The 23,139-nt window shown below is 62.6% G+C and carries 20 protein-coding genes; 13 read left to right on the top strand and 7 right to left on the bottom strand.

The window, feature by feature from the left end; all coding sequences use genetic code 11:
- Positions 1 to 86: 86 nt before the first annotated feature.
- Both TRP66_RS06230 and TRP66_RS06225 read left to right on the top strand, forming a co-directional pair.
- A complete protein-coding gene (locus TRP66_RS06230; protein ID WP_333400499.1) occupies positions 87 to 683 on the top strand; it encodes a tRNA-uridine aminocarboxypropyltransferase in 597 nt (198 codons plus the stop codon).
- Positions 684 to 817: 134 nt separating this feature from the next.
- Positions 818 to 1,780, top strand: coding sequence for a DMT family transporter (locus tag TRP66_RS06225; protein ID WP_333400498.1), 963 nt, complete (start codon positions 818 to 820; stop codon positions 1,778 to 1,780).
- Positions 1,781 to 1,788: 8 nt separating this feature from the next.
- On the opposite strand, the gene TRP66_RS06220 is transcribed toward TRP66_RS06225, so the two are convergent.
- Together TRP66_RS06220 and TRP66_RS06215 are read right to left on the bottom strand one after the other, a co-directional pair.
- Positions 1,789 to 2,403, bottom strand: coding sequence for an NAD(P)H-dependent oxidoreductase (locus TRP66_RS06220; protein ID WP_333400497.1), 615 nt, complete (start codon positions 2,401 to 2,403; stop codon positions 1,789 to 1,791).
- Complete coding sequence (locus tag TRP66_RS06215) at positions 2,396 to 3,790, bottom strand: class II fumarate hydratase (protein ID WP_333400496.1); 1,395 nt, start codon at positions 3,788 to 3,790, stop codon at positions 2,396 to 2,398. Before TRP66_RS06215 ends, TRP66_RS06220 begins: the two co-directional genes overlap by 8 nt.
- 182 nt (positions 3,791 to 3,972) lie before the next feature.
- Between TRP66_RS06215 and TRP66_RS06210 the strand changes: the two genes are divergently transcribed.
- The 7 genes from TRP66_RS06210 to TRP66_RS06180 all read left to right on the top strand — a co-directional run bounded on the left by TRP66_RS06210 (position 3,973) and on the right by TRP66_RS06180 (position 11,823).
- Positions 3,973 to 4,494: a DUF2059 domain-containing protein gene (locus TRP66_RS06210; RefSeq protein WP_333400495.1), complete on the top strand. Its 522-nt coding sequence runs from the start codon at positions 3,973 to 3,975 to the stop codon at positions 4,492 to 4,494.
- A gap of 15 nt (positions 4,495 to 4,509) precedes the next feature.
- On the top strand, positions 4,510 to 4,803 hold the full coding sequence (locus TRP66_RS06205) for a BolA family protein (RefSeq protein WP_333400494.1): 294 nt from the start codon (positions 4,510 to 4,512) through the stop codon (positions 4,801 to 4,803).
- A 190-nt stretch (positions 4,804 to 4,993) separates the two neighbouring features.
- On the top strand, positions 4,994 to 5,932 hold the full coding sequence (trhO, locus tag TRP66_RS06200; RefSeq protein ID WP_333400811.1) for an oxygen-dependent tRNA uridine(34) hydroxylase TrhO: 939 nt from the start codon (positions 4,994 to 4,996) through the stop codon (positions 5,930 to 5,932).
- Positions 5,933 to 5,935: 3 nt separating this feature from the next.
- The gene (locus tag TRP66_RS06195) at positions 5,936 to 6,568 is read left to right on the top strand and encodes a DsbA family protein (protein WP_333400493.1); all 633 of its coding nucleotides are present in this window, start codon (positions 5,936 to 5,938) and stop codon (positions 6,566 to 6,568) included.
- Positions 6,561 to 8,387 carry an ABC transporter ATP-binding protein gene (locus tag TRP66_RS06190; protein WP_442965176.1) on the top strand — a complete coding sequence of 609 codons (1,827 nt, stop codon included), beginning with the start codon at positions 6,561 to 6,563 and terminating at the stop codon, positions 8,385 to 8,387. Before TRP66_RS06195 ends, TRP66_RS06190 begins: the two co-directional genes overlap by 8 nt.
- A 124-nt stretch (positions 8,388 to 8,511) precedes the next feature.
- Positions 8,512 to 10,977, top strand: coding sequence for an EAL domain-containing protein (locus TRP66_RS06185; RefSeq protein ID WP_333400492.1), 2,466 nt, complete (start codon positions 8,512 to 8,514; stop codon positions 10,975 to 10,977).
- A 36-nt stretch (positions 10,978 to 11,013) separates the two neighbouring features.
- Positions 11,014 to 11,823 (top strand): TenA family transcriptional regulator, encoded by an 810-nt coding sequence (locus TRP66_RS06180; RefSeq protein ID WP_333400491.1) that lies wholly within the window; start codon positions 11,014 to 11,016, stop codon positions 11,821 to 11,823.
- A gap of 9 nt (positions 11,824 to 11,832) precedes the next feature.
- On the opposite strand, the gene TRP66_RS06175 is transcribed toward TRP66_RS06180, so the two are convergent.
- The 5 genes from TRP66_RS06175 to TRP66_RS06155 form a co-directional block, all read right to left on the bottom strand.
- The gene (locus TRP66_RS06175) at positions 11,833 to 12,759 is read right to left on the bottom strand and encodes a GGDEF domain-containing protein (RefSeq protein WP_333400490.1); all 927 of its coding nucleotides are present in this window, start codon (positions 12,757 to 12,759) and stop codon (positions 11,833 to 11,835) included.
- Positions 12,760 to 12,933: 174 nt separating this feature from the next.
- Entirely contained in the window at positions 12,934 to 13,674 is a 741-nt protein-coding gene (locus TRP66_RS06170; RefSeq protein ID WP_333400489.1) for a YciK family oxidoreductase, read from the bottom strand.
- A gap of 24 nt (positions 13,675 to 13,698) precedes the next feature.
- Positions 13,699 to 14,370 carry an N-acetylmuramic acid 6-phosphate phosphatase MupP gene (gene mupP, locus TRP66_RS06165; protein ID WP_333400488.1) on the bottom strand — a complete coding sequence of 224 codons (672 nt, stop codon included), beginning with the start codon at positions 14,368 to 14,370 and terminating at the stop codon, positions 13,699 to 13,701.
- A 3-nt stretch (positions 14,371 to 14,373) separates the two neighbouring features.
- Positions 14,374 to 15,072 (bottom strand): bifunctional 2-polyprenyl-6-hydroxyphenol methylase/3-demethylubiquinol 3-O-methyltransferase UbiG, encoded by a 699-nt coding sequence (gene ubiG / locus TRP66_RS06160; RefSeq protein WP_333400487.1) that lies wholly within the window; start codon positions 15,070 to 15,072, stop codon positions 14,374 to 14,376.
- 73 nt (positions 15,073 to 15,145) lie between these two features.
- Positions 15,146 to 16,501: a TRZ/ATZ family hydrolase gene (locus TRP66_RS06155; RefSeq protein WP_333400486.1), complete on the bottom strand. Its 1,356-nt coding sequence runs from the start codon at positions 16,499 to 16,501 to the stop codon at positions 15,146 to 15,148.
- A gap of 118 nt (positions 16,502 to 16,619) precedes the next feature.
- On the opposite strand from TRP66_RS06155, the gene mtnA reads away from it, so the two are divergent.
- The 4 genes from mtnA to pheA all read left to right on the top strand — a co-directional run bounded on the left by mtnA (position 16,620) and on the right by pheA (position 23,128).
- The gene (mtnA, locus tag TRP66_RS06150) at positions 16,620 to 17,696 is read left to right on the top strand and encodes an S-methyl-5-thioribose-1-phosphate isomerase (RefSeq protein ID WP_333400485.1); all 1,077 of its coding nucleotides are present in this window, start codon (positions 16,620 to 16,622) and stop codon (positions 17,694 to 17,696) included.
- A 306-nt stretch (positions 17,697 to 18,002) separates the two neighbouring features.
- A complete protein-coding gene (gyrA, locus tag TRP66_RS06145; RefSeq protein ID WP_333400484.1) occupies positions 18,003 to 20,780 on the top strand; it encodes a DNA gyrase subunit A in 2,778 nt (925 codons plus the stop codon).
- Positions 20,781 to 20,948: 168 nt separating this feature from the next.
- Positions 20,949 to 22,034 (top strand): 3-phosphoserine/phosphohydroxythreonine transaminase, encoded by a 1,086-nt coding sequence (gene serC, locus TRP66_RS06140; protein WP_333400483.1) that lies wholly within the window; start codon positions 20,949 to 20,951, stop codon positions 22,032 to 22,034.
- Positions 22,034 to 23,128 (top strand): prephenate dehydratase, encoded by a 1,095-nt coding sequence (gene pheA, locus TRP66_RS06135; protein ID WP_333400482.1) that lies wholly within the window; start codon positions 22,034 to 22,036, stop codon positions 23,126 to 23,128. Before serC ends, pheA begins: the two co-directional genes overlap by 1 nt.
- Positions 23,129 to 23,139 lie beyond the last annotated feature (11 nt).

Genomic DNA, 23,139 nt, shown 5'->3' with positions numbered 1-23,139 from the left:
AGCATTTGGCTATGAGCGTGCTGCGATTCGAGACTCAGCGTCGGGTTCCGCTAGAATGCGCGGTTTCGAGTCCTGCGAGGAATCCGATGTCCCGCCCACGTTGTGAACGCTGCCTGCGCCCGGACGCGCATTGTCTGTGCGCACTGATTCCGCGTCTGGACAGTCGCACCCGGGTGCTGCTGCTCCAGCACCCGAGCGAGGCCGGTCACGCGCTCAATACGGCCCGACTGGCGGCTTTGGGGTTGACTAACGCGCAGCTGCTGATCGGGGAGGTGTTCGAGGATCTGGAGCGGTTGCTGCATCCGCCTGGCTTTACACCGCGCCTGCTGTTTCCCGGCGAGGGTGCCAGGCCGCTGGGCGTGCAGGACGGGGAGGGGGCGCCGACGCTGCTGGTGGTGCCGGACGGCACGTGGCGCAAGGCGCGCAAACTGCTGCATCTCAATCCGGCGTTGGCGGCGCTGCCGCGGGTTACCTTGAGCGATGCGCCGGTGTCCCGCTACCGGTTGCGCAAGGCGCCGTCGGCCGAGGCGCTTTCGACGCTGGAGGCTGTGGTTCATGCGTTGGAGATCCTGGAGTCGCCTGCTTCCTACGCCGCGCTGCTCAAACCCTTCGAGGCCTTGATCGAAGGGCAGATCCAGGCGATGGGCAGCGAGACTTTCCAGCGTAACCACGGCGGAGGGTGAGCGCTTGGACGACGATTTGCGACTTCGTCGGGCAGCGGAACAATTGTGCCTGTAATGTGTGTCCAGCTGTAACTGTGCCGCGCGATCAAGTCTTTCTAGAATGGGCGTTCGATTTATCCGCTCAGGGACTTGCAATGCATATTTCATCGGGGCGCTGGGTCTACGGACTTTGCCTTGCGCTGTTGACGGCGCTGCTCTGGGGCATTCTGCCCGTCAAACTCAAGCAGGTCTTGCAGGCGATGGACCCGGTGACGGTTACCTGGTTCAGGCTGGCGGTGTCCGGTTCGCTGCTTTTCATATGGCTGGCGGCCATGAAACGGTTGCCGAGTTTCAGGACGCTCGGCGTCAAGGGCAAAGGGCTGGTGGCGCTCGCGGTGCTGGGGCTGGTCGGCAACTACGTGTTGTATCTGATCGGGCTGCGGCTGTTGAGTCCGGGGACTACCCAGCTGATGATCCAGACCGGGCCGGTCATGCTGCTGGTCAGCAGCATTTTCCTGTTCAAGGAGCGCTTCAGTCTGGGGCAGGGCATCGGCCTGGCGGTCTTGCTGTTCGGTTTCGCGCTGTTCTTCAACGAGCGTCTGGTCGAACTGTTTACCTCACTGGGCGATTACACGGCTGGCGTGCTGATCGTGTTGCTGGCCTCGCTGGTCTGGACCTTCTATGGCCTGAGCCAGAAACAGCTGCTCACTGTCTGGAATTCCCAGCAGGTCATGATGGTGATCTATCTGTTCTGCGCGCTGCTGATCACGCCTTGGGCGCACCCCCAGCAGGCGTTGCAACTGACCCCTGCGCAAGGCTGGCTGCTATTGGCCTGCTGCCTCAATACCCTGGTGGCCTACGGCGCCTTCGCCGAAGCCCTTGTGCACTGGGAGGCATCGCGGGTGAGCGCGACCCTGGCCCTGACGCCTCTGGTGACGCTGGCCACAGTCGCGGTCTGTTCCTGGGTCTGGCCGGAGCACGTCATGCCCGAGCAGATCAACGGGCTGGGTTATGGCGGCGCGGTGCTGGTCGTCGTCGGCTCGGCGCTGATCGCGTTGGGACCCTCGCTGGTCGCCGGCCTCAAGGCGCGCAAGGCACGTCGTCTGGCTCAGGTCTGAGCCATCGCTCAGCGCCTGCCCAGTGCCTCGGCCTTGTGCAACCACTGCTGGCGTTGTTCCTCGGTGGAGGTACGCACCGGCGCGAATTCGGTCAGGCGCCTGACCTTGATTCCGCAGAAACGCAAGACGTTGCGCGCCACCTGACGATGCGCGGGCGCGCCGTAAACCCATCGGAAATAGCCGGGCGTGGTGTCCATGGTCGCCAGCAGCTCGGCGGTCCGTCCGCGCAGCAGCTCGTTGGACGGATGCCTGCGACCGTGGGTCTTGAAGGCGAATCCGGGCATCAGCACCCGGTCGAAAAAGCCGCTCAGGATCGCCGGAACGCCACCCCACCAGACCGGATAGACCAGCACCAGATGCTCCGCCCAGTGAATCTGGCGCTGGGCTTCGAGAATGTCCTGCTCCAGCGGCTGGCTCTGTTCATAGCCATGATGCAGGACCGGATCGAAATCCAGCTCGCCCAGTTTCAGGGTGCGCACCACATGACCCTCACCCCGCGCGCCCTGTGCATAAGCTTCGGCCAGCGCATGGCAGAAGCTCAATGCCTTGGGCGTGCCGTAGATCAGCAGGATGCGCTTGCCGCTGCCTTCCAGCGGCGTCGCGCCGCTCTTGCCGTCAGCCATTGCTGCCCGCCTCGAGCATTTTCTCGGGGCGAACCCAGGCATCGAACTGTTCGTCGGTCAGATAGCCCAGCGCCAGGGCGGCCTCCCGCAATGTCAGACCCTCGCCGTAGGCTTTCTTGGCGATCTGCGCGGCCTTGTCGTAGCCGATGTGCGGATTGAGCGCTGTCACCAGCATCAGGCCACGCTCCAGATGCTCGGCCATCTTGCCGGCGTCCGGCTCCATGCCCACTACGCAATGTTCGTTGAAATTGCGGCACCCGTCGGCCAGCAGGCGGATCGATTCCAGCACGTTATGGATGATCACTGGTTTGTAGACGTTGAGCTGCAAGTGGCCCTGACTGGCGGCAAAGCCGATGGTCGCATCGTTGCCCAGCACCTCGCAGGCGAGCATCGACAGCGCTTCGCACTGGGTCGGGTTGACCTTGCCGGGCATGATCGAACTGCCCGGCTCGTTGGCCGGCAGACGGACTTCAGCCAGACCAGCGCGGGGTCCGGAACCCAGCAAGCGCAAGTCGTTGGCGATCTTCATCAAGGCCACGGCGAGTGTCTTCAGGGCACCCGAGAGCGCCGTCAGCGGTTCGTGCCCCGCCAGTGCGGCGAATTTGTTCGGCGCGGTGACGAAGGGCAGGCCTGACAGCGCCGCCAGTTCCGCGGCGACCGCTTCGGCGAAACCATTGGGCGAGTTGAGCCCGGTACCCACCGCAGTGCCGCCCTGAGCAAGTTCATAGACCGCCGGCAGCGCCGCGCGGATGGCCTTCTCGGCGTAGTCGAGCTGGGCGACGAAGCCCGACAGCTCCTGGCCGAAGGTGATGGGAGTCGCGTCCATCATATGGGTGCGACCGGTCTTGACCAGCTTCATGTGCCGTGCCGACTGCTCGGCCAGGCCGTTGGAAAGCTCGGCGATGGCCGGCAGCAATTGCTCCTTGACCGCCTGAGCGGTCGCAATGTGCATGGCGGTCGGGAAGCAGTCGTTCGAACTCTGCGAGCGGTTGACGTGATCGTTGGGGTGCACAGGCGTCTTGCCGCCACGGCCCTGACCGGCCAGTTCGTTGGCACGGCCGGCGATGACTTCGTTGACGTTCATGTTGCTTTGGGTGCCGCTGCCGGTCTGCCATACCACCAGCGGAAACTGCGCGTCGTGCTGACCTTCGAGCACCTCGTCGGCGGCCTGCTCGATCAGGCGCGCGACGTCCGCTGGCAGGTCGCCATTGCGATTGTTGACCCGCGCCGCCGCTTTCTTGACCAGGGTCAGGGCGTGCAGCACCGGCAGCGGCATACGCTGTTCGCCAATCGCGAAGTTGATCAGCGATCGCTGAGTCTGGGCACCCCAGTAAGCGTCCTCGGGGACTTCGATCGGGCCGATGCTGTCGGTTTCTGTGCGGGTCACTGGACTTACTCCTTCAAGAACGTTGCGGGCGGGCAGAGCAAGTTTAGGTGCCCGGATCGAAGCAGGGTTCCCGTCGATTGGTTTTTAACCGCTCGGCGAGCCAGGGGTTGAGCCCGCGCCGTTCATGGGCGCAGAATGGTCGGTCCAGAGGTATTGCCTCGCCAGCCAGATAAGGAAACTCGATGACCCGTCTTCGTGCCATCTGTACTGCGGTCGCACTGGTTTGCGCCAGTGGTCAGGCGCTTGCCGACACCGCCAGTCACAACGCGAGTGCCGAAACCTTCCTCAAGCTTGCCAACGCTGACCGGCTGGGCGCTCCTGTTTACGCGCAGGTCCAGCAGATGTTCGCCCAGCGCTTCGCCGAAACCAAGGCTCCGGCCTCCAAGAAGGCGCTGCTGGAAACCTACCAGGCCAAGGCCAACACGGCGCTGGACCAGGCCATCGGCTGGAACAAGCTCAAGCCGGACATGGTCAAGCTCTACACCTCGAACTTCACCGAAGCCGAGCTCAAGGAACTGGTGGTGTTCTATCAGTCGCCGCTGGGCAAGAAAGTCATGACCAAGATGCCTGAACTGGCTCAACAGTCCGCCCAGCTGACCCAGGGCAAACTGGAAAGCGCGGTGCCGGTGGTCAACAAGCTGCTGGCCGACATGACGGCCGAGCTGGAGCCTGCCAAAGCCGCGGCCCCGGCCAAGAAGCCCTGACAGGCGGAGCCCTCCATGAGCATGCAACAACGAATCGAGTCGGCGCTTGCACTGTTGCAACCCGAGCATCTGCAGGTACTCGATGAAAGTCATATGCACAGCCGCGGCGAGCAGACCCACTACAAGGCCATTCTGGTCAGTGAGCAGTTCGAGGGCCTGAATTCGGTCAAGCGCCACCAGAAGGTCTACGGCATTCTCGGCGGCCTGATGGGCGAGTTCCATGCACTGGCGCTGCACACCTATACGCCCGAGGAATGGGCCAGAACCGGCGCGGCACCCGCTTCGCCGACCTGCGCGGGCGGTCACTGACCGGCTCGCGGCATCGGTCGATCCGGAGCGCCAATTGATCCGGATCAATGACCGGCTATGCCTGCACCCTGCTGCTTTTTGCTAGAATCCGCACCGCGCCGCCTGGCCGGTGCGTTTTTTATCCGCATTTTTAGTCCGGTAGGCCCTTTGCGAGGGTCGCCACCTGGAGAGATTCATGACTCAAACGCCGATGACTCAGCCGATCGTCGTAGCCGCGCTATACAAATTCGTCACCCTGAGCGACTACGTCGCGCTGCGCGAACCGCTGTTGCAGGCCATGCTTGCCAACGGTATCAAAGGCACCTTGCTGATCGCCGAAGAAGGCATCAACGGCACCGTTTCCGGCAGCCGCGAGGGCATCGACGGCCTGCTCGCCTGGTTGCGCAACGACCCACGACTGGTCGACATCGATCACAAGGAGTCGTACTGCGACGAGCAGCCGTTCTACCGCACCAAGGTCAAGCTCAAGAAAGAGATCGTGACCCTGGGCGTGGAGGGCGTGGACCCCAACAAGAGCGTCGGTACCTACGTAGAACCCAAGGACTGGAACGATCTGATCGCCGATCCGGAAGTGCTGTTGATCGATACTCGCAACGATTACGAGGTGTCGATCGGCACCTTCGAAGGCGCGGTCGACCCCAAGACCACCTCATTTCGCGAATTCCCCGAGTACATCAAGCGCCACTTCGATCCGGCCGTGCACAAGAAGGTCGCCATGTTCTGCACCGGCGGCATTCGCTGTGAAAAGGCTTCCAGCTACATGCTCGGCGAAGGTTTCGAAGAGGTCTACCACCTCAAGGGCGGCATTCTGAAGTACCTCGAAGAAGTACCGCAGGAGCAGAGCCGCTGGCAGGGCGAGTGCTTCGTTTTCGATAATCGCGTCACGGTTCGCCACGACCTCACGGAAGGCGACTACGATCAATGTCATGCCTGCCGCACACCGATCAGCGCCGATGACCGCAGCAGCGAACACTACATGCCCGGCATCAGTTGCCCGCATTGCTGGGATTCGCTGAGCGAGAAGACCCGTCGTAGCGCCATCGACCGTCAGAAGCAGATCGAACTGGCCAAGGCCCGCAATCAGCCGCACCCGATTGGCCGCAACTACCGCCTGCAGACCGAGGCCTGACGCATGTCCCCGCGCCTGATCTATGTCATGGACCCCATGTGTTCCTGGTGCTGGGGCTTTGCGCCAGTCGCCGATGCACTGGCCCGGCAGGCGCGGGAGCAGGGCGTGCCCATGCATCTGGTGATGGGCGGGCTGCGCGCGGGCGGCTCGGCGCTTGAGAGCGCCACCCGCGGGTACATTCTCGAACACTGGCAGGCAGTGGAAACGGCCACCGGCCAGTGCTTCAGGTTCGAAGGCGCGTTGCCCAACGGTTTTGTCTACGACACCACGCCGGCCTGTCGGGCCGTGGCGTCGGCGCGTAGTCTGGACCCGGATCGGGCCTGGGAGCTGGTCAAACTCATCCAGCAGGCTTTCTATTGCGAAGGGCGGGACGTGACCCGGCCTTCGTTGCTGGCGGAGCTGGCCGAGCAGGCTGGAATCGAGCGCGCCGCGTTCGCCCGGGCATTCGACAGTGACGAGCTGAGCGCGGCAACCGCGGCTGACTTCGCCTGGGCACAAGGGCTGGGCATCGCGGGTTTCCCGACATTGCTTGCCGAGCGCAACGGCCAGCTGGCGTTGTTGACCAACGGCTATCAGCCACTGGAAGCGCTCGCGCCCTTGCTGGGTCGCTGGCTGGAGCGAGCTGCCAGTGCGTGACGAGGTAACCGGCCACTCGCGACACTCGGGCCAGCCACGCGCCGATACCTTGAGCTGGGCCGAAATCCGTCGTCTGGCACTGCGTCACAAGAAGTCTCTGTGGATCGCCAACGGCGTTGCGGTCCTTGCGACTCTGTGCAGTGTGCCTATCCCGCTGCTGTTGCCGTTGCTGGTAGACGAAGTGCTGCTGGGACGGGGTGACGGGGCGCTCCGCTTCATGAACCACCTGCTGCCCACCGGCCTGCAACAGGCTGCGGGCTATATCGGCCTGATGCTGGTACTGACCCTGCTGCTGCGCGCCGGAGCTCTGCTGTTCAATGTATTGCAGGCGCGCCTGTTTGCGCGTCTCGCCAAGGACATCGTCTACCGCATCCGCCTGCGTCTTATCGAACGGCTCAAGCGTATCTCCCTGGGCGAGTATGAAAGTCTGGGCAGCGGCATGGTGACCACGCATCTGGTCACCGATCTGGAAACCCTGGACAAGTTCGTCGGCGAAACCCTCAGTCGCTTTCTGGTCGCAAGCCTCACCATCGCCGGGACCGCCGCGGTGCTGTTCTGGATGCACTGGAAGCTGGCCCTGCTGATCATGCTCTTCAACCCGCTGGTGATCTTCGCCACCGTCAAGCTGGGCAAGCGGGTCAAGCATCTCAAGAAGCTGGAAAACGACAGCACCTCGCGCTTCACGCAGGCGCTGGGCGAGACACTGGACGCGATCCAGGAGGTCCGGGCCGGCAATCGTCAAGGCTACTTCCTGGGGCGGCTGGGCCTGCGCGCCCGCGAGGTCCGGGATTACTCGATCAATTCGCAGTGGAAAAGCGACGCCTCAGGTCGCGCCAGCGGTCTGCTGTTCCAGTTCGGCATCGACATCTTTCGCGCTGCCGCCATGTTGACCGTACTGTTTTCCGATCTCAGCATCGGCCAGATGCTGGCGGTGTTCAGTTACCTGTGGTTCATGATGGCGCCCGTGGAAACCCTGCTGAACCTGCAATACGCCTATTACGCGGCGGGCGGTGCCCTGAGTCGTCTCAACGAGCTGCTGGCGCGGGACGATGAGCCTTCCTGGCCGGGAACCATCAACCCGTTCGAGGGCCAGCAAACAGTGGGCATCGAAGTCCGTGGCCTGACGTTCGGCTATGGCGAGGACAAGGTGCTGGATCAGCTCAACCTGTCCATCGCGCCGGGGGAGAAAGTGGCCATCGTCGGCGCCAGCGGTGGTGGCAAGAGTACCCTGGTGCAGCTGCTGCTGGGGCTGTACACCGCGCAGACCGGGGTCATTCGCTATGGCGGCGCCAGCCTGGAGGAAATCGGTCTGGAATGCGTGCGCGAGCATGTGGCAGTGGTGTTGCAACATCCGGCGTTATTCAACGACAGCGTGCGCGCTAACCTGACCATGGGGCGCGAATGCAGTGACGATGCCTGCTGGCGGGCATTGCAGGTCGCTCAGCTCGATACAACGGTGCGGGAAATGCCGGACGGGCTGGACAGTATCGTCGGGCGCGCTGGTGTTCGCCTTTCCGGTGGGCAGCGCCAACGCCTGGCGATTGCCCGGATGGTGCTGGCCGACCCAAGAGTCGTTATCCTCGACGAGGCCACCTCCGCGCTGGACGCCGCGACCGAATACAATCTGCATCGGGCACTGTCCCAATTCCTGCGCAGCCGGACCACGCTGATCATTGCGCACCGGCTCTCGGCCGTGAAGCAGGCCGATCGCGTGCTGGTGTTCGATGGCGGCAGCATTGCCGAAGACGGCGATCACCAGCAATTGATCGCGGAAGGCGGTCTGTATGCGAAGCTGTACGGGCACCTGCAGCAGAATTGACGAGCGTTGTACCGGCTTTTCGCAGTCGTTTGTATCAAATAAGAGAAAATCGGCCACCCTGTTCGATGGTTATAGCCTAGTCTCTGCTCAGGACGATTAGTAAGGCATCTGGTGACATGAATCCATGAAGCAATCGCGGTCTCTTCCCAAGCGTCGGCTTCTGGGCATCGTTTGGCCTTTCATCGCCGTGGCGCTGTTTCAGGCGCTGCTTGGGTGTGTCAGCCTTTACGCGCTGTCGGTTGTGCGCAGCTATGTCGCGGGCGAAAGCCTCTGGTCCAAGGGCCAGAAGGATGCCATTCATTATCTGATGTTGTATGCGATAGACCGCCAGGAAGCCGATTACCTCAAGTACCAGCAGGCTATTGCCATTCCGCAGGGCGGGCACGATTTCCGTGAAGAGCTGGAGCGCCCCGAGCCTTCGACGGAGCGTGCGCGCGAGGCCATCCTGCAGGGCGGCAACCACCCCGATGATGTGTCCGGGATCATCTGGATGTATCGCAACTTCCGCGATCTGGGCTATATGCGCAACGCGATCTACTGGTGGGCGGTCGGCGACGGCTACCTGGAGCAGCTCGACCGGCTCGCCTCGCGGATCCATGCGCGGGTGGTCGCCGGCGACCCTGCGAGCGAAGAAATACAGGCATGGCGCAACGAGATCAATGTCATCAATGAAGCCGTCACCCCGGCGGCCCGGTCCTTCAGCGACGCTCTGGGCGAGGGCTCGCGTTCCATCCTTCACCTGCTGGTCGTCATCAACCTGCTGACCGCCGTCGTGTTGATCCTGCTGGCCTGGCTGCGGGTACACATGCTGCTGGCCCAGCGACGCGTCTATGCCCGGGCCTTGAAAGTCGAACGCGAGCGCGCGCAGATCACTCTGGAGTCCATCGGCGACGGGGTGATTACCACGGATGTGGAAGGCGCCATCGTTTACATGAACCCCGCCGCGGAGGGGCTCACGCACTGGAAGACCGGTCAGGCCAGCGGATTGCCGCTGGCCGCGCTGTTCAATCTGCTCGATGAAGAAGATCGCCGGGACAGCTCCGCGCTCATCGAACACATCCTCAGTGGCAGGCTCGCCGGTGGCACCGCCAGCAACAAACTGATTCAGCGACTGGACGGCAGCACGGTGTCGGTCAATCTGGTCGGGACGCCGATCCGTACCGACGGCGTGATCAGCGGCGCGGTGCTGGTGCTGCACGACATGACCCAGGAGCGGCAATACCTCGCCAATCTGTCCTGGCAGGCTGCCCATGACCCGCTGACCGGTCTGGTCAATCGCAGCGAGTTCGAACTGCGTCTGTCAGGTCTGCTCGATGCCAACGACGCGCCTGCGGGTAATCACTGCCTGATCTTCCTCGACGTCGATCAGTTCAAACTGGTCAACGACACCAGTGGCCATGCGGCCGGCGACCAGCTGTTGCGCGACTTGTGCCGGGTACTGCCCGAAGCATTGCGCGACGGCGATACGCTGGCGCGGCTGGGCGGCGATGAGTTCGGTATTCTTCTGGTGGACTGCCCGGCGACCGAAGCCCACGCCATCGCCGAAGCATTGCGGCAATCGGTTCAGGGCCTGCATTTTGTCTGGCAGGGCCGGCCGTTCGTGACGACCGTCAGTCTCGGCCTGGTGCACCTGGGATCGACCCCGCTCACGCTGGAGGCCTCACTGCGGGCTGCGGACATGGCGTGCTACATGGCCAAGGAAAAGGGGCGCAACCGCCTGCAGGTCTACCATCCCGACGATTCCGAACTGTCTACCCGGTCAGGCGAAATGGCCTGGATCCAGCGCCTGCACGTGGCGCTGGAAGAAAACCGCTTCTGCCTGTACGCCCAGGAAATTGCGCCGCTGAAGTCCACTGGGCGTGAGGGTCTGCGCCATATCGAGATTCTGCTGCGTCTGCGTGACGAGAACGGCCGGATGATTTCGCCGGATAGTTTCATCCCCGCCGCGGAGCGCTACGGGCTGATGACCACGCTGGACCGCTGGGTGGTGAGAAACGTTTTCAAGCTCATCGCCCAGTGTGCCATCGACGGCCATCCGGAGCATCCGCAAGCACTGTGCGCCATCAACCTGTCGGGCACCAGTATCGGCGACGATGCCTTTCTCGAATATCTCAAGTTGCAGTTCCGCACGTTCGCTGTGGCGCCTGAACTGATCTGTTTCGAGATCACCGAAACCAGCGCCATTGCCGACCTCGACAGCGCGATTCGCTTCATCGAGGAGCTCAAGGCGCTGGGCTGCCGCTTCTCTCTGGACGATTTCTGCTCCGGGATGTCGTCCTTCGCTTATCTCAAGCACCTGCCGGTGGACTACCTCAAGATCGATGGCAGTTTCGTCAAGGACATGCTGGACAATCCTGTCAATCGGGCGATGGTCCAGGTCATCAACAATATCGGACACGTCATGGGCAAGCGCACTATTGCCGAATTCGTGGAAACCGAGTCTATCGAAGGGGTACTCAAGGAAATCGGCGTCGATTACGCTCAGGGCTACCTGATCGGCCGGCCCGAGCCGCTGACGTGCGAAAGTCTGCATACCCCGCCGGCCCATACACATTTACGACGCAGCAGTGCGTCAGGGACTTTGATGTAAACAACGCCAATCGATAACCAAGCAAGGAGCAACACAGTGATCGACACTTTCCAGAGAACCGGTCCGCTTATGGAGGCCAGCAGTTATCCGGCCTGGGCACAGCAACTGATCAAGGATTGCAGCGCCGCGAAGTCACGAGTAGTCGAGCACTCGCTCTATCGGAACATGCGGGACGCCAAATTGAGTCCCGTGGTGATGCGTCATTACCTGACTGGCGGCTGGCCAGTCGTCGAACAGTTCGCTGTATACATGGCAAAGAACCTCACCAAGACCCGCTTCGGCCGGCATCCGGGCGAGGACATGGCGCGTCGCTGGTTGATGCGCAACATTCGCGTCGAACTCAACCATGCCGATTACTGGCTCAACTGGTGCGAAGCGCATGGTGTGACGCTGGAGGATCTTCAGGCGCAACAGGTAGCCCCCGAGCTGCATGCCTTGAGTCATTGGTGCTGGCAGACCAGCTCAAGCGATTCGCTGGCGGTGGCGATGGCAGCGACCAACTACGCCATCGAGGGCGCAACCGGCGAATGGGCGGCAGTGGTCTGTTCGTCCGATGTCTACGCGTCAGGCTTTCCCGAGGAGACGCGCAAGCGCGCAATGAAGTGGCTCAAGATGCATGCGCAGTATGACGACGCGCATCCATGGGAGGCGCTGGAAATCATTTGTACGCTGGTGGGCAACGATCCTGATGTCGGGGTGCAGACCGAACTGCGTCAGGCGATCACCAAGAGTTACGACTACATGTATCTGTTTCTGGAGCGCTGCATGCAGCTGGAGCCGGATGCGCAGGGTAGTCAGGACAAAGCCAGGCCGGCTCGCGAGCGCGCAGCGCCAGCGCAGGTCTGACGAGTTTGATCAGCTGGCCAGGGCCAATCGGTTGCGACCTTCGCGTTTGGCCCTGTACAGCGCGTCGTCTGCCCGTCGGGTCAGGCTGTCGGCGGACTCGCCGGCAACCAGGGTCGAGCATCCCAGGCTGATGGATATTTTCAGGGATGGGGCAAGATGCGCGAATGCCAGCCCCAGCACCGCTGAGCGCAGCCGCTCGCCGATCTGCGCGGCGGCATCGCTGTCGGTGTCGGTCAGCAACACCAGAAACTCTTCTCCGCCGTAGCGAAACACCCGGTCAAAGTTGCGCAGTTGAGCTTTGACCACATGGGCGATGGCGCGCAAGACCTCGTCGCCGGTGTAGTGGCCGAACTCGTCATTGACCTGTTTGAAGTGATCGACGTCGAGCATCAATACCGACAACGCCCGTTGGTTGCGTCGGCAGATTTCGATTTCCCGCGCCATGCTCTGCTCCATGGCGATGCGGTTGCCCGTTCCGGTGAGCGGGTCGCGCAGCGCGCTCTGGGTCGCTACCCGATACAACAACGCGTTGCGCAGCGGAAACAGCAGGCAGGGGAGCAAGGCTTCCAGTTTTTCCAGTTCCGGGGCACTGAACGGCAGGTCGCGTTCGAAATGCAGTTCCCCAAGGTTTTCGCCTTCATGACGCAGCTCGAAACTGACGCTGTGCGAGCCGCTATTGCCCAGATGCAACAGCAGGTCGCTGTCCTGGTGGCGGAAAATCAGACCCTTGAGGGGCAACAACCGCTGCACGCCGTGAAAGAACAGCTCCAGGATGCGATCGGTTTCCAGACTGGTCTGCAATTGCAGGCTCAGCTGCTGGATCAGCTCGGGCAGCTCCATAGGGCGCGGCACCACGTCGGGCCGATTCTGAAAACCCAGGCGCTGCAACTTGGCGGCATCAAAATCTATGGCTTGGACATGGGGCGGGCAACTCATCATTTCGCTCCTGGCGGATCACCGCTGACATGGCAGGGTTAGAGCGGAATAAACGCAGTCGGGTTCAATATTTACCTAAATTTAAACATCTTGCCGGGGCGGCCAAGGCTCTGCGCAAGCCCTGGCGGCTTGCCGCCGACGAGCTCGGGGCCCGTCGCGACATGCCCTTAAACCTCACTGGGCGTTGAACGCCTGGCCGTTGACGCCCTGGCTGTCCGGCCCCATCAGGTACAGGTAGACCGGCATGATTTCTTCGGGTGTCGGAACGTCCTGCGGGTTCTCGGCAGGGTAAGCCTGAGCGCGCATGCTGGTCCGGGTACCGCCGGGGTTGACGCTGTTGGAACGCACCGTGGACACGCCTTCCAGCTCGTCCGCCAAGGTCTGCATCAGACCTTCGGTGGCGAACTTGGAAATGCCGTAGGCGCCCCAGTAGGCGCGTCCCTTGCGACCAACGCTGCTGGAGGTGAATACCACCGAAGCGTCGCTAGACAGTTTCAGCAGCGGCAACAGTGTCTGGGTCAGCATGAACATTGCGTTGACGTTGACGTGCATGACCCGCATGAAGTTTTCGCCGCTCAGTTGGTCCAGCGGCGTGCGCGGGCCGATGATCGAGGCATTGTGCAGCAAACCGTCGAGACGGCCGAACTCCTGCTCGATCATCGCGGCCAGTTCATCGTATTGATGAGGCAGGGCCGTTTCCAGATTGAAGGGAATCACGGCGGGTTTCGGATGGCCGGCCGCCTCGATTTCATCGTAGACCTGGCTCAGGTTGGCTTCAGTCTTGCCCAGCAGCAGGACGGTGGCGCCATGGGCGGCGTAGATTTTAGCCGCCGCGGCGCCGATACCACGACCGGCACCCGTGACCAGGACGATGCGACCGTCGAGCAGGCCGGGGCGAGCGGAATAATCGAACATCGGTAACCTCGATTTCTGCGGAACTCAGCAGCTGCACAGTGCGTTGTCCAGCACCTTGCGCAACTCCAGCGGATGATCGACCACCACATCGGCGCCCCAGTGATCGGGGTTGTCGTTGGGGTGGATGTAGCCGTAGCGCACGGCGGCGGTGCGGGTGCCAGCATCGCGACCCGATTCGATGTCGCGCAGGTCGTCGCCGACGAACAGCACGCTCGCGGGGTCCAGGCCCAGCTTGCTGCACGCAAGAATCAGAGGCTCAGGGTCCGGTTTGCTGCGCGTCACATGGTCGGGGCAGATCAGCAGCGCCGAACGCTCGGCGAGCCCCAGCTGTTGCATGATCGGCTCGGCAAAGCGCACCGGCTTGTTGGTGACCACACCCCAGATCAGTCCCGACTTCTCGATGTCGGCCAGCAGCGCTTCCATGCCGTCGAACAGGCGGCTATGGACCGCGCACCCGCGCTGATAGCGCTCGAGAAACTCCAGGCGCAGCGCTTCGAATTCGGGTTCGTTGGGCGACATGGCGAAAGTCGCGGCGACCATGGCCTTGGCGCCGCCGGATATCTCGTCACGGATCAGCTTGTCGTCGATTGCCGGGAAGCCCCGGTCGGCCAGCATGGCCTGGGCGATGGCAATGAAATCCGGCGCGGTATCGAGCAGGGTGCCGTCCATATCGAATAAAACCGCTCTCAAACGCATGGATCACGCCTCCCGCAGCGTCTGGATCATGTAGTTGACGTCGACATCCGAGGACAGTTTGTAGTGCTTGGTCAGCGGGTTGTAGGTCAGGCCAGTGACGTCCTTGACCTGCAGACCGGCTTCGCGGCTCCACGCACCCAGCTCCGAGGGACGGATGAATTTCTTGAAATCGTGAGTTCCGCGCGGCAGCAGCCCCAGGATGTATTCGGCGCCGACGATGGCAAACAGGTACGCCTTGGGGTTGCGGTTGATGGTGGAAAAGAACACTTGCCCGCCGGGCTTGACCATGCGGTAGCACGCGCGGATCACGGAGGAGGGATCAGGCACGTGTTCGAGCATTTCCAGGCAGGTCACCACGTCGAACTGCTCCGGCATTTCTTCGGCCATGTCTTCGGCGGTGATCTGCCGGTATTCGACGTTGACGCCGGATTCGAGCTGGTGCAACTGGGCGACGGCCAGTGGAGCTTCGCCCATGTCGATGCCGGTGACGGTCGCGCCACGCAGCGCCATGGCCTCACTCAGAATGCCGCCACCACAGCCTACGTCGAGCACTTTCTTGCCGGCCAGACTGACGCGCTCGTCGATCCAGTTGACGCGCAGCGGGTTGATCTCGTGCAGCGGCTTGAACTCGCTCTCCCGGTCCCACCAGCGGTGAGCTAGGGCCTCGAATTTGGCGATTTCAGCACGGTCGACGTTGCTCATGGGTGTCCCTCTTGAATCAGAATTCGGTGTGTCCGGAATGGCTATCGACCAGCCACACCGGTGAATATTCGGTTTATTGCGTATCGGTCGCGAACGCCGCTTCAGGCTCGCCGGCAATTCGGCGTCCCCAGGCGATCGCCGTGGTACGCAGCGCCTGCTCGTCCATGCTGGTCAGCCGGCGGTCGTCGAGCAGCTGTGTGCCCGCGACCCAGACGTGGGTCACACAATCGCGGCCGCTGGCGTAGATGAGTTGCGATACGGGGTCGTAGACAGGCTGCTGGGCCAGTCCGGACAGGTCGAATGCGACCATGTCCGCGGCCTTGCCCAGCTCCAGAGAACCTGTGCAGGACTGGATGCCCAGTGCCCGCGCGCCGTTGAGCGTCGCCATGCGCAGCGCCCGATGTGCATCCAGGGCCGAGGCCGAGCCGGCGACCGCCTTGGCCAGCAGTGCGGCAGTGCGGGTTTCGCCCAGCAGGTCCAGATCGTTGTTGCTCGCCGCGCCGTCAGTTCCCACGGCCACGTTGACGCCGGCCTGCCAGAGACGCTCGACCGGGCAGAAGCCGCTCGCCAGCTTGAGATTGGATTCAGGGCAATGAATCACGCTGGAATTGCTTTCCACCAGCAGCGCAAGGTCTTCGTCGCTGATCTGCGTCATGTGCACCGCCTGAAAACGCGGGCCTAGCAGGCCGAGCCTGTCGAGGCGAGCCAGGGGGCGCTCCTTGCGGGTTTCCAGAGACTGTTGAACTTCGAATGCGGTTTCATGCACGTGCATCTGGATCATGGCATCCAGTTCGTCGGCGACGACCCGTACCTGCTCCAGGTTTTCATCACTGACGGTGTAAGGCGCATGGGGACCGAAGGCGATAGTGATGCGGGGATGATGGATCAGGTCGTTGAAAAGCTCGACGCCGTTATGCAGTGCCTCGTCGGTGGTGCGCGCCCCCGGGATCGCGAAGTCCAGCACCGGTACGGTGATCTGCGCGCGCATGCCGCTCTCGTGAACCCGGTCGGCCGCGATCTTGGGGTAGAAATACATGTCGGCGAAACAGGTGATGCCGCCCTTGAGCTGCTCGGCGATGGCGAGATCCGTGCCATCGCGCACAAAATCTTCACTCACCCATTTGCCTTCAGCCGGCCAGATGTGATCCTGCAGCCAGGTCATCAGCGGCAGATCGTCGGCCAGGCCGCGAAACAGGGTCATGGCCGCATGGCCATGGGCATTGATCAGTCCGGGAGCGAGCAGCATGCCGGGCAGTTCCCGCACCTCGTGGGCGGTCTGCCGGAGCGCTTCGGTACGCGGGCCCATATAGACGATGAAACCGTCGCGGATGCCCAGGCCATGATCCTTGAGTACGACGCCAGCGGGTTCGACCGGCACCAGCCAGGTGGGCAGGAGCAGCAGGTCGAGCGGAGCGGCGGCTTTGGGCATGGCGGAGCGTCCAGGGATAGGCGGTGAGGGCGAAGTATACCCGAGCGTCCGGCCCGTAGGCTCGCTATAATCGGCCGCTTTTGATGCCGGGCTTTGGATTTCGGAAATGGAGTGGGCGATGCGCGATCGATTGTTGGCTGCGGAAAAAGTGAAGGCCATCGATTGGCGGGGTGACGCTCTTTATCTCCTGGATCAGCGGGTGCTGCCATTTACCGAGACGTGGGTGGCCTGTGAAAGCCTCGCCAGCGTGGCAAAGGCGATCGGGGATCGGGTCGTGCGCGGTGCCTCGGCCGTGGGTATCAGCGCGGCTTACGCGATCGTGCTGGGCGCTCGCGCCAGGGCAGCGGCGGGCGGTGACTGGCGCAAGGCGCTGGAGCAGGACTTCGCCTTGCTGACCGAGACACGGCCCGGCGCTTTTCATCTGGCGTGGGCACTGGGTCGCATGCGCGACCGGCTTTCCCGTCTGAAACCCGGCGAAGATCCTCTGAGCGCGCTGGAAGCCGAGGCGCGGGCCATCCATTCCAGCGACCGGGAAGCCAACCTGACCATGGCCCAGCTTGGCGCCGAGCTGATCCGCAAGCAGCAGGGCAATCTGCAGACATTGCTCACCCACGGCAACGCGGGCGCGCTGGCGACCGGCGGGTTCGGTACCGCGCTGGGCGTGATCCGCGCCGCGCATCTGGAGGGCATGGTGGAACGGGTCTACGTCAATGAAAGCCGTCCCGGGTTCCAGGGCTCGCGACTGACTGCGTGGGAGCTGGCCGGCGACGAACTGCCGACGACCCTCAATGCCGATGCCGCAGCCGCGCACCTCATGCGCACCAAGGGTATTACCTGGGTCATCGTCGGCGCGGAGCGAGTCACCGCCAACGGCGATATCGCCAGCAAGATCGGCACTTACCAGCTGGCGGTCGCCGCCATGCATCACGGCGTGCGGTTCATGGTGGTGGCCGCCAGTTCGACCATCGACATGCAGACTGAAACCGGTGAGGACATCCTCATCGAAGAGCGCGACGCCGACGAGTTGCTGGAGGCGGGCGGGCAACGCATCGGCGCGCGGGTCGATGCCGTGAACCCGGTGTTCGATGTGACGCCGGCCGATCTGATCGATGTGATCGTCACCGAAAAAGGCATTGTCGAACGTCCCGACAGCGCCAGGATGGCCCAGTTGATGAGTCGCAAGCACCTGCACTGATCTTAAGTGGTGCCGGCGCAGCGTAACGGCGCCATGCGTCTGCGCGGCCCTGTGAGCCTCTCTCGGGCGAATCAGGCTCGACCGGCTCGTTTTCAGCGCTCGCAAAGGATGTGAGCGTGGCGGCGATTGTGGTAACATCCGGCGGTTTCCAGGGGCGCTATTTGCCGTTCCCCTTACTGCGCAGATCCATGTCATAACTCGTTGATTTGTCGTACGTCGTTGCCTGGCAGACGCCGGCGGCGACAAGCCTCGTCCATTCCCGAGCGAATGCACGAGGTTTCACCAGAAAAAGGAATCAGGCTTCTCATGGGCGAACTGGCCAAAGAAATCCTCCCGGTCAATATCGAAGACGAGCTGAAACAGTCCTATCTCGACTACGCGATGAGCGTCATCGTCGGGCGGGCGCTGCCGGATGCGCGCGATGGCTTGAAGCCCGTGCACCGGCGTGTGCTGTACGCGATGAGCGAGCTGGGCAACGACTGGAACAAGCCGTACAAGAAATCCGCCCGTGTGGTTGGTGACGTGATCGGTAAGTATCACCCGCACGGCGACACCGCGGTCTATGACACCATCGTGCGGATGGCTCAGCCATTCTCGCTGCGCTACCTGCTGGTGGACGGCCAGGGCAACTTCGGTTCGGTCGACGGCGACAACGCCGCGGCCATGCGATACACCGAAGTGCGCATGACCAAGCTGGCCCACGAGCTGCTGGCCGACCTGCACAAGGAAACCGTGGACTGGGTGCCCAACTACGACGGCACCGAGCAGATCCCGGCGGTCATGCCGACCCGTATTCCCAACCTGCTGGTCAACGGTTCCAGCGGTATCGCCGTCGGCATGGCGACCAACATTCCGCCGCACAACCTGGGCGAGGTCATCGACGGCTGCCTGGCACTGATCGATAACCCCGAGTTGTCGGTCGACGAACTGATGCAGTACATCCCCGGCCCGGACTTCCCGACTGCGGGCGTGATCAACGGTCGCGCCGGCATCATCGAGGCCTATCGCACCGGCCGTGGTCGCATCTACATGCGCGCCCGTTCGATCGTCGAGGATATCGACAAGGTTGGTGGCCGCCAGCAGATCGTGGTCACCGAGCTGCCGTACCAGCTGAACAAGGCCCGCCTGATCGAAAAGATCGCCGAGCTGGTCAAGGAGAAGAAGCTCGAAGGCATCACCGAGCTGCGCGACGAGTCCGACAAGGACGGGATGCGCGTAGTGATCGAGCTGCGTCGTGGCGAGGTGCCCGAGGTCATTCTCAACAACCTCTACGCCCAGACCCAGTTGCAGAGCGTGTTCGGCATCAACATCGTTGCGCTGATCGACGGTCGTCCGCGGATCCTCAACCTCAAGGATCTGCTCGAAGCGTTCGTCCGCCATCGCCGTGAAGTGGTCACCCGTCGTACCGTGTTCGAACTGCGCAAGGCACGTGAACGCGGGCACATCCTGGAAGGCCAGGCGGTCGCGCTGTCCAACATCGATCCGGTGATCGCGCTGATCAAGGCTTCGCCGTCGCCGGCCGAAGCCAAGGAAGGGCTGGTCAGCACCGCCTGGGAATCCAGTGCCGTGGTGGACATGGTCGAACGTGCCGGCGCCGATTCCTGCCGCCCGGAAAACCTCGATCCGCAGTACGGTCTGCGCGACGGCAAATACTACCTGTCTCCCGAACAAGCCCAGGCGATCCTCGACCTGCGTCTGCACCGCCTCACCGGCCTCGAACACGAGAAGCTGCTGGGCGAGTATCAGGACATCCTCAACCAGATCGGCGAGCTGATCCGCATCCTCAACAGCGCCACGCGCCTGATGGAAGTGATCCGCGAAGAGCTGGAAGTCATCCGCGCCGAATACGGCGACGCGCGCCGCACCGAGATCCTCGATGCGCGTCTGGACCTGACCCTGGGCGACCTGATCACCGAAGAAGATCGTGTGGTGACCATTTCCCACGGCGGCTATGCCAAGACCCAGCCGCTGGCCGTTTATCAGGCCCAGCGTCGCGGCGGCAAGGGCAAGTCGGCGACCGGTATCAAGGATGAGGACTACATCGCCCACCTACTGGTCGCCAACAGCCATACCACGCTGCTGATGTTCTCCAGCAAGGGCAAGGTGTACTGGCTCAAGACCTATGAAATTCCGGAGGCCTCCCGCGCCGCCCGCGGGCGTCCGCTGGTCAACCTGCTGCCGTTGAGCGAAGGCGAATACATCACCACCATGCTGCCGGTCGACCTCGAAGCCATGAAGCGTCAGGCCGAGGAAGAAGACGTCGACGCTGTCGATGCCGAAGCGGACGACGTGAATGGCGACGAAAGCGAAGAAGAGCGCAAGGCCCGCATCAAGGCCGCGGACAAGAAGAAGGCCCCGTTCATCTTCATGTCCACCGCCAACGGTACGGTCAAGAAGACCCCGCTGGCCGCGTTCAGCCGTCAGCGCAGCGTCGGCCTGATCGCGCTTGAGCTGGACGAGGGCGACATCCTGATTTCCGCCGCGATCACCGATGGCGAGCAGGAAATCATGCTGTTCTCCGACGGTGGCAAGGTGACCCGCTTCAAGGAATCCGACGTTCGTGCGATGGGTCGTACCGCGCGCGGCGTACGAGGCATGCGTCTGCCGGAAGGCCAGAAGCTGATCTCCATGCTGATTCCGGAAGAGGGCAGCCAGATCCTTACCGCTTCGGAGCGCGGCTACGGCAAGCGCACCGCCATTTCCGAGTTCCCCGAGTACAAGCGTGGCGGCCAGGGCGTCATCGCCATGGTCAGCAACGAGCGCAACGGTCGTCTGGTCGGTGCGGTGCAGGTCCAGGACGGTGAGGAAATCATGCTGATTTCCGACCAGGGCACGCTGGTTCGCACGCGCGTTGACGAAGTGTCCAGCCTGGGTCGAAACACCCAAGGTGTGACCCTGATCAAGCTGGCGGCCGACGAGAAACTGGTCGGCCTGGAGCGGGTGCAGGAACCTTCGGAAGTGGAAGGCGAGGAGCTGGAAGGCGAAGCGCTGGAAGGCGAAGTGGCCGATGACGTGACTGTTACCGACGATGCTGGCGACGAACTCCAGGCGGATGCGTCCGCCGAGGACGAGTCGCAGGGCTGAGTGGTACGCTGAATCTCGCAGGGGCTGGCTCGTTTGAAAGTGCATCAGGCATTGCAAGCGGGTGCAGCCCTTGTGACGTTCGGCCTTCCGGATTGCCGGATTCCTGAATACAGGGCCGAGCGGCCCTGACGAAAACGCAGCGACCCAACGCATTTGAAGAGAGTGGATATGAGCAAGCGAGCCTTTAACTTCTGCGCAGGTCCTGCCGCGCTCCCTGAAGCTGTTCTGCTGCGCGCGCAGGCGGAGTTGCTGGACTGGCATGGCAAGGGCCTGTCGGTCATGGAAATGAGCCACCGCAGCGATGAGTTCGTTTCCATCGCCACCAAGGCCGAGCAGGATTTTCGCGACCTGCTGTCCATTCCTTCCAACTACAAAGTCCTGTTCCTGCAAGGCGGCGCCAGCCAGCAATTCGCTCAGATTCCGCTGAACCTGCTGCCTGAGCAGGGCAAGGCCGACTACATCGATACCGGCATCTGGTCGCACAAGGCCATCGATGAGGCTTCGCGCTACGGCACCGTCAACGTCGCCGCCAGCGCCAAGGCCTACGATTATTTCGCCATTCCCGGTCAGAACGAGTGGCAGTTGAGCCCGGATGCCGCTTACGTGCATTACGCTCCCAACGAGACCATCGGTGGCCTGGAATTCAACTGGATTCCGGAAACCGGCGACGTCCCGCTGGTGGCCGACATGTCCTCGGACATCCTGTCGCGGCCTGTCGACATCTCCCGCTTCGGCATGATCTACGCCGGCGCGCAGAAGAACATCGGCCCCAGCGGCATCGTGGTCGTCATCATTCGTGAAGACCTGCTGGGCCGCGCGCGGGCCATGTGCCCGACCATGCTCAACTACCAGGTGGCCGCCGACAACGGCTCGATGTACAACACTCCGCCGACCCTGGCCTGGTATCTGTCGGGTCTGGTGTTCGAATGGCTCAAGGAGCAGGGCGGCGTCGAGGCCATCGGCAAGCGCAATGAAATCAAGCAGCGCACGCTCTACGACTTCATCGACTCCAGCAGCCTGTACAGCAACCCGATCAACAAGCCGGACCGCTCCTGGATGAACGTCCCGTTCCGTCTCGCAGATGATCGTCTGGACAAGCCGTTCCTGGCCGGCGCCGACGCCCGTGGCCTGCTCAACCTCAAGGGTCACCGTTCGGTCGGTGGAATGCGCGCATCCATCTACAACGCGGTCGACCTCGATGCCGTCAATGCGCTGGTCGCCTACATGAAGGATTTCGAGAAGGAGCACGGCTGATGTCCGAGCAGGAACTCAAGGCGCTTCGCGTCCGTATCGACAGCCTGGACGAAAAGGTCCTGGAACTGATCAGCGAGCGCGCCCGCTGCGCCCAGGAAGTGGCGCGGGTCAAGATGGCGTCGCTCGCCGAGGGCGAAGCGCCGGTGTTCTACCGCCCCGAACGCGAAGCCCAGGTGCTCAAGCGCGTCATGGAGCGCAATCGCGGGCCGTTGAGCAACGAAGAGATGGCGCGTCTGTTTCGCGAAATCATGTCTTCGTGCCTGGCGCTGGAACAGCCGCTGAAAGTGGCGTACCTGGGTCCCGAGGGGACTTTCACCCAGGCCGCAGCCATGAAGCATTTCGGCCATGCGGTGATCAGCCTGCCGATGGCGGCCATCGATGAAGTGTTTCGCGAAGTGGTCGCCGGGGCGGTGAATTTCGGCGTGGTACCGGTGGAGAATTCCACTGAAGGCGCGGTCAATCACACCCTCGACAGCTTCCTCGAACATGACATGGTCATCTGCGGCGAAGTCGAGTTGCGCATTCACCATCATTTGCTGGTGGGCGAGAACACCAAGACCGAAAGCATCAGCCGCATTTACTCCCACGCCCAGTCCCTGGCCCAGTGCCGCAAATGGCTGGACGCTCACTACCCCAATGTCGAGCGCATCGCGGTGGGCAGCAATGCTGAGGCCGCCAAGCGGGTCAAGGGCGAGTGGAACTCCGCCGCCATTGCCGGCGACATGGCAGCCGGGCTTTACGGCCTGACCCGCCTGGCGGAAAAGATCGAGGATCGTCCGGACAACTCCACCCGGTTCCTGATCATCGGCAACCAGGAAGTGCCGCCTACCGGCGACGACAAGACGTCGATCATCGTGTCCATGAGCAACAAGCCCGGCGCCCTGCACGAGCTGCTGGTACCGTTCCACGAGAACGGTCTGGACCTGACCCGGATCGAGACCCGGCCTTCGCGCAGCGGCAAGTGGACCTATGTGTTCTTCATCGATTTCGTCGGCCATCACCAGGACCCGCTGGTCAAGGCCGTGCTGGAGAAGATCAGTCACGAAGCGGTAGCGCTCAAGGTGCTGGGCTCCTACCCGAAAGCGGTTCTTTGAAGAGGCGATTC

The sequence above is a fragment of the Pseudomonas sp. JDS28PS106 genome (assembly GCF_036706555.1).
Classification (GTDB): Bacteria; Pseudomonadota; Gammaproteobacteria; order Pseudomonadales; family Pseudomonadaceae; genus Aquipseudomonas.
The sequence above is the reverse complement of the archived record's forward strand: the minus strand, read 5'-3'. Positions and strand labels throughout refer to the sequence as shown.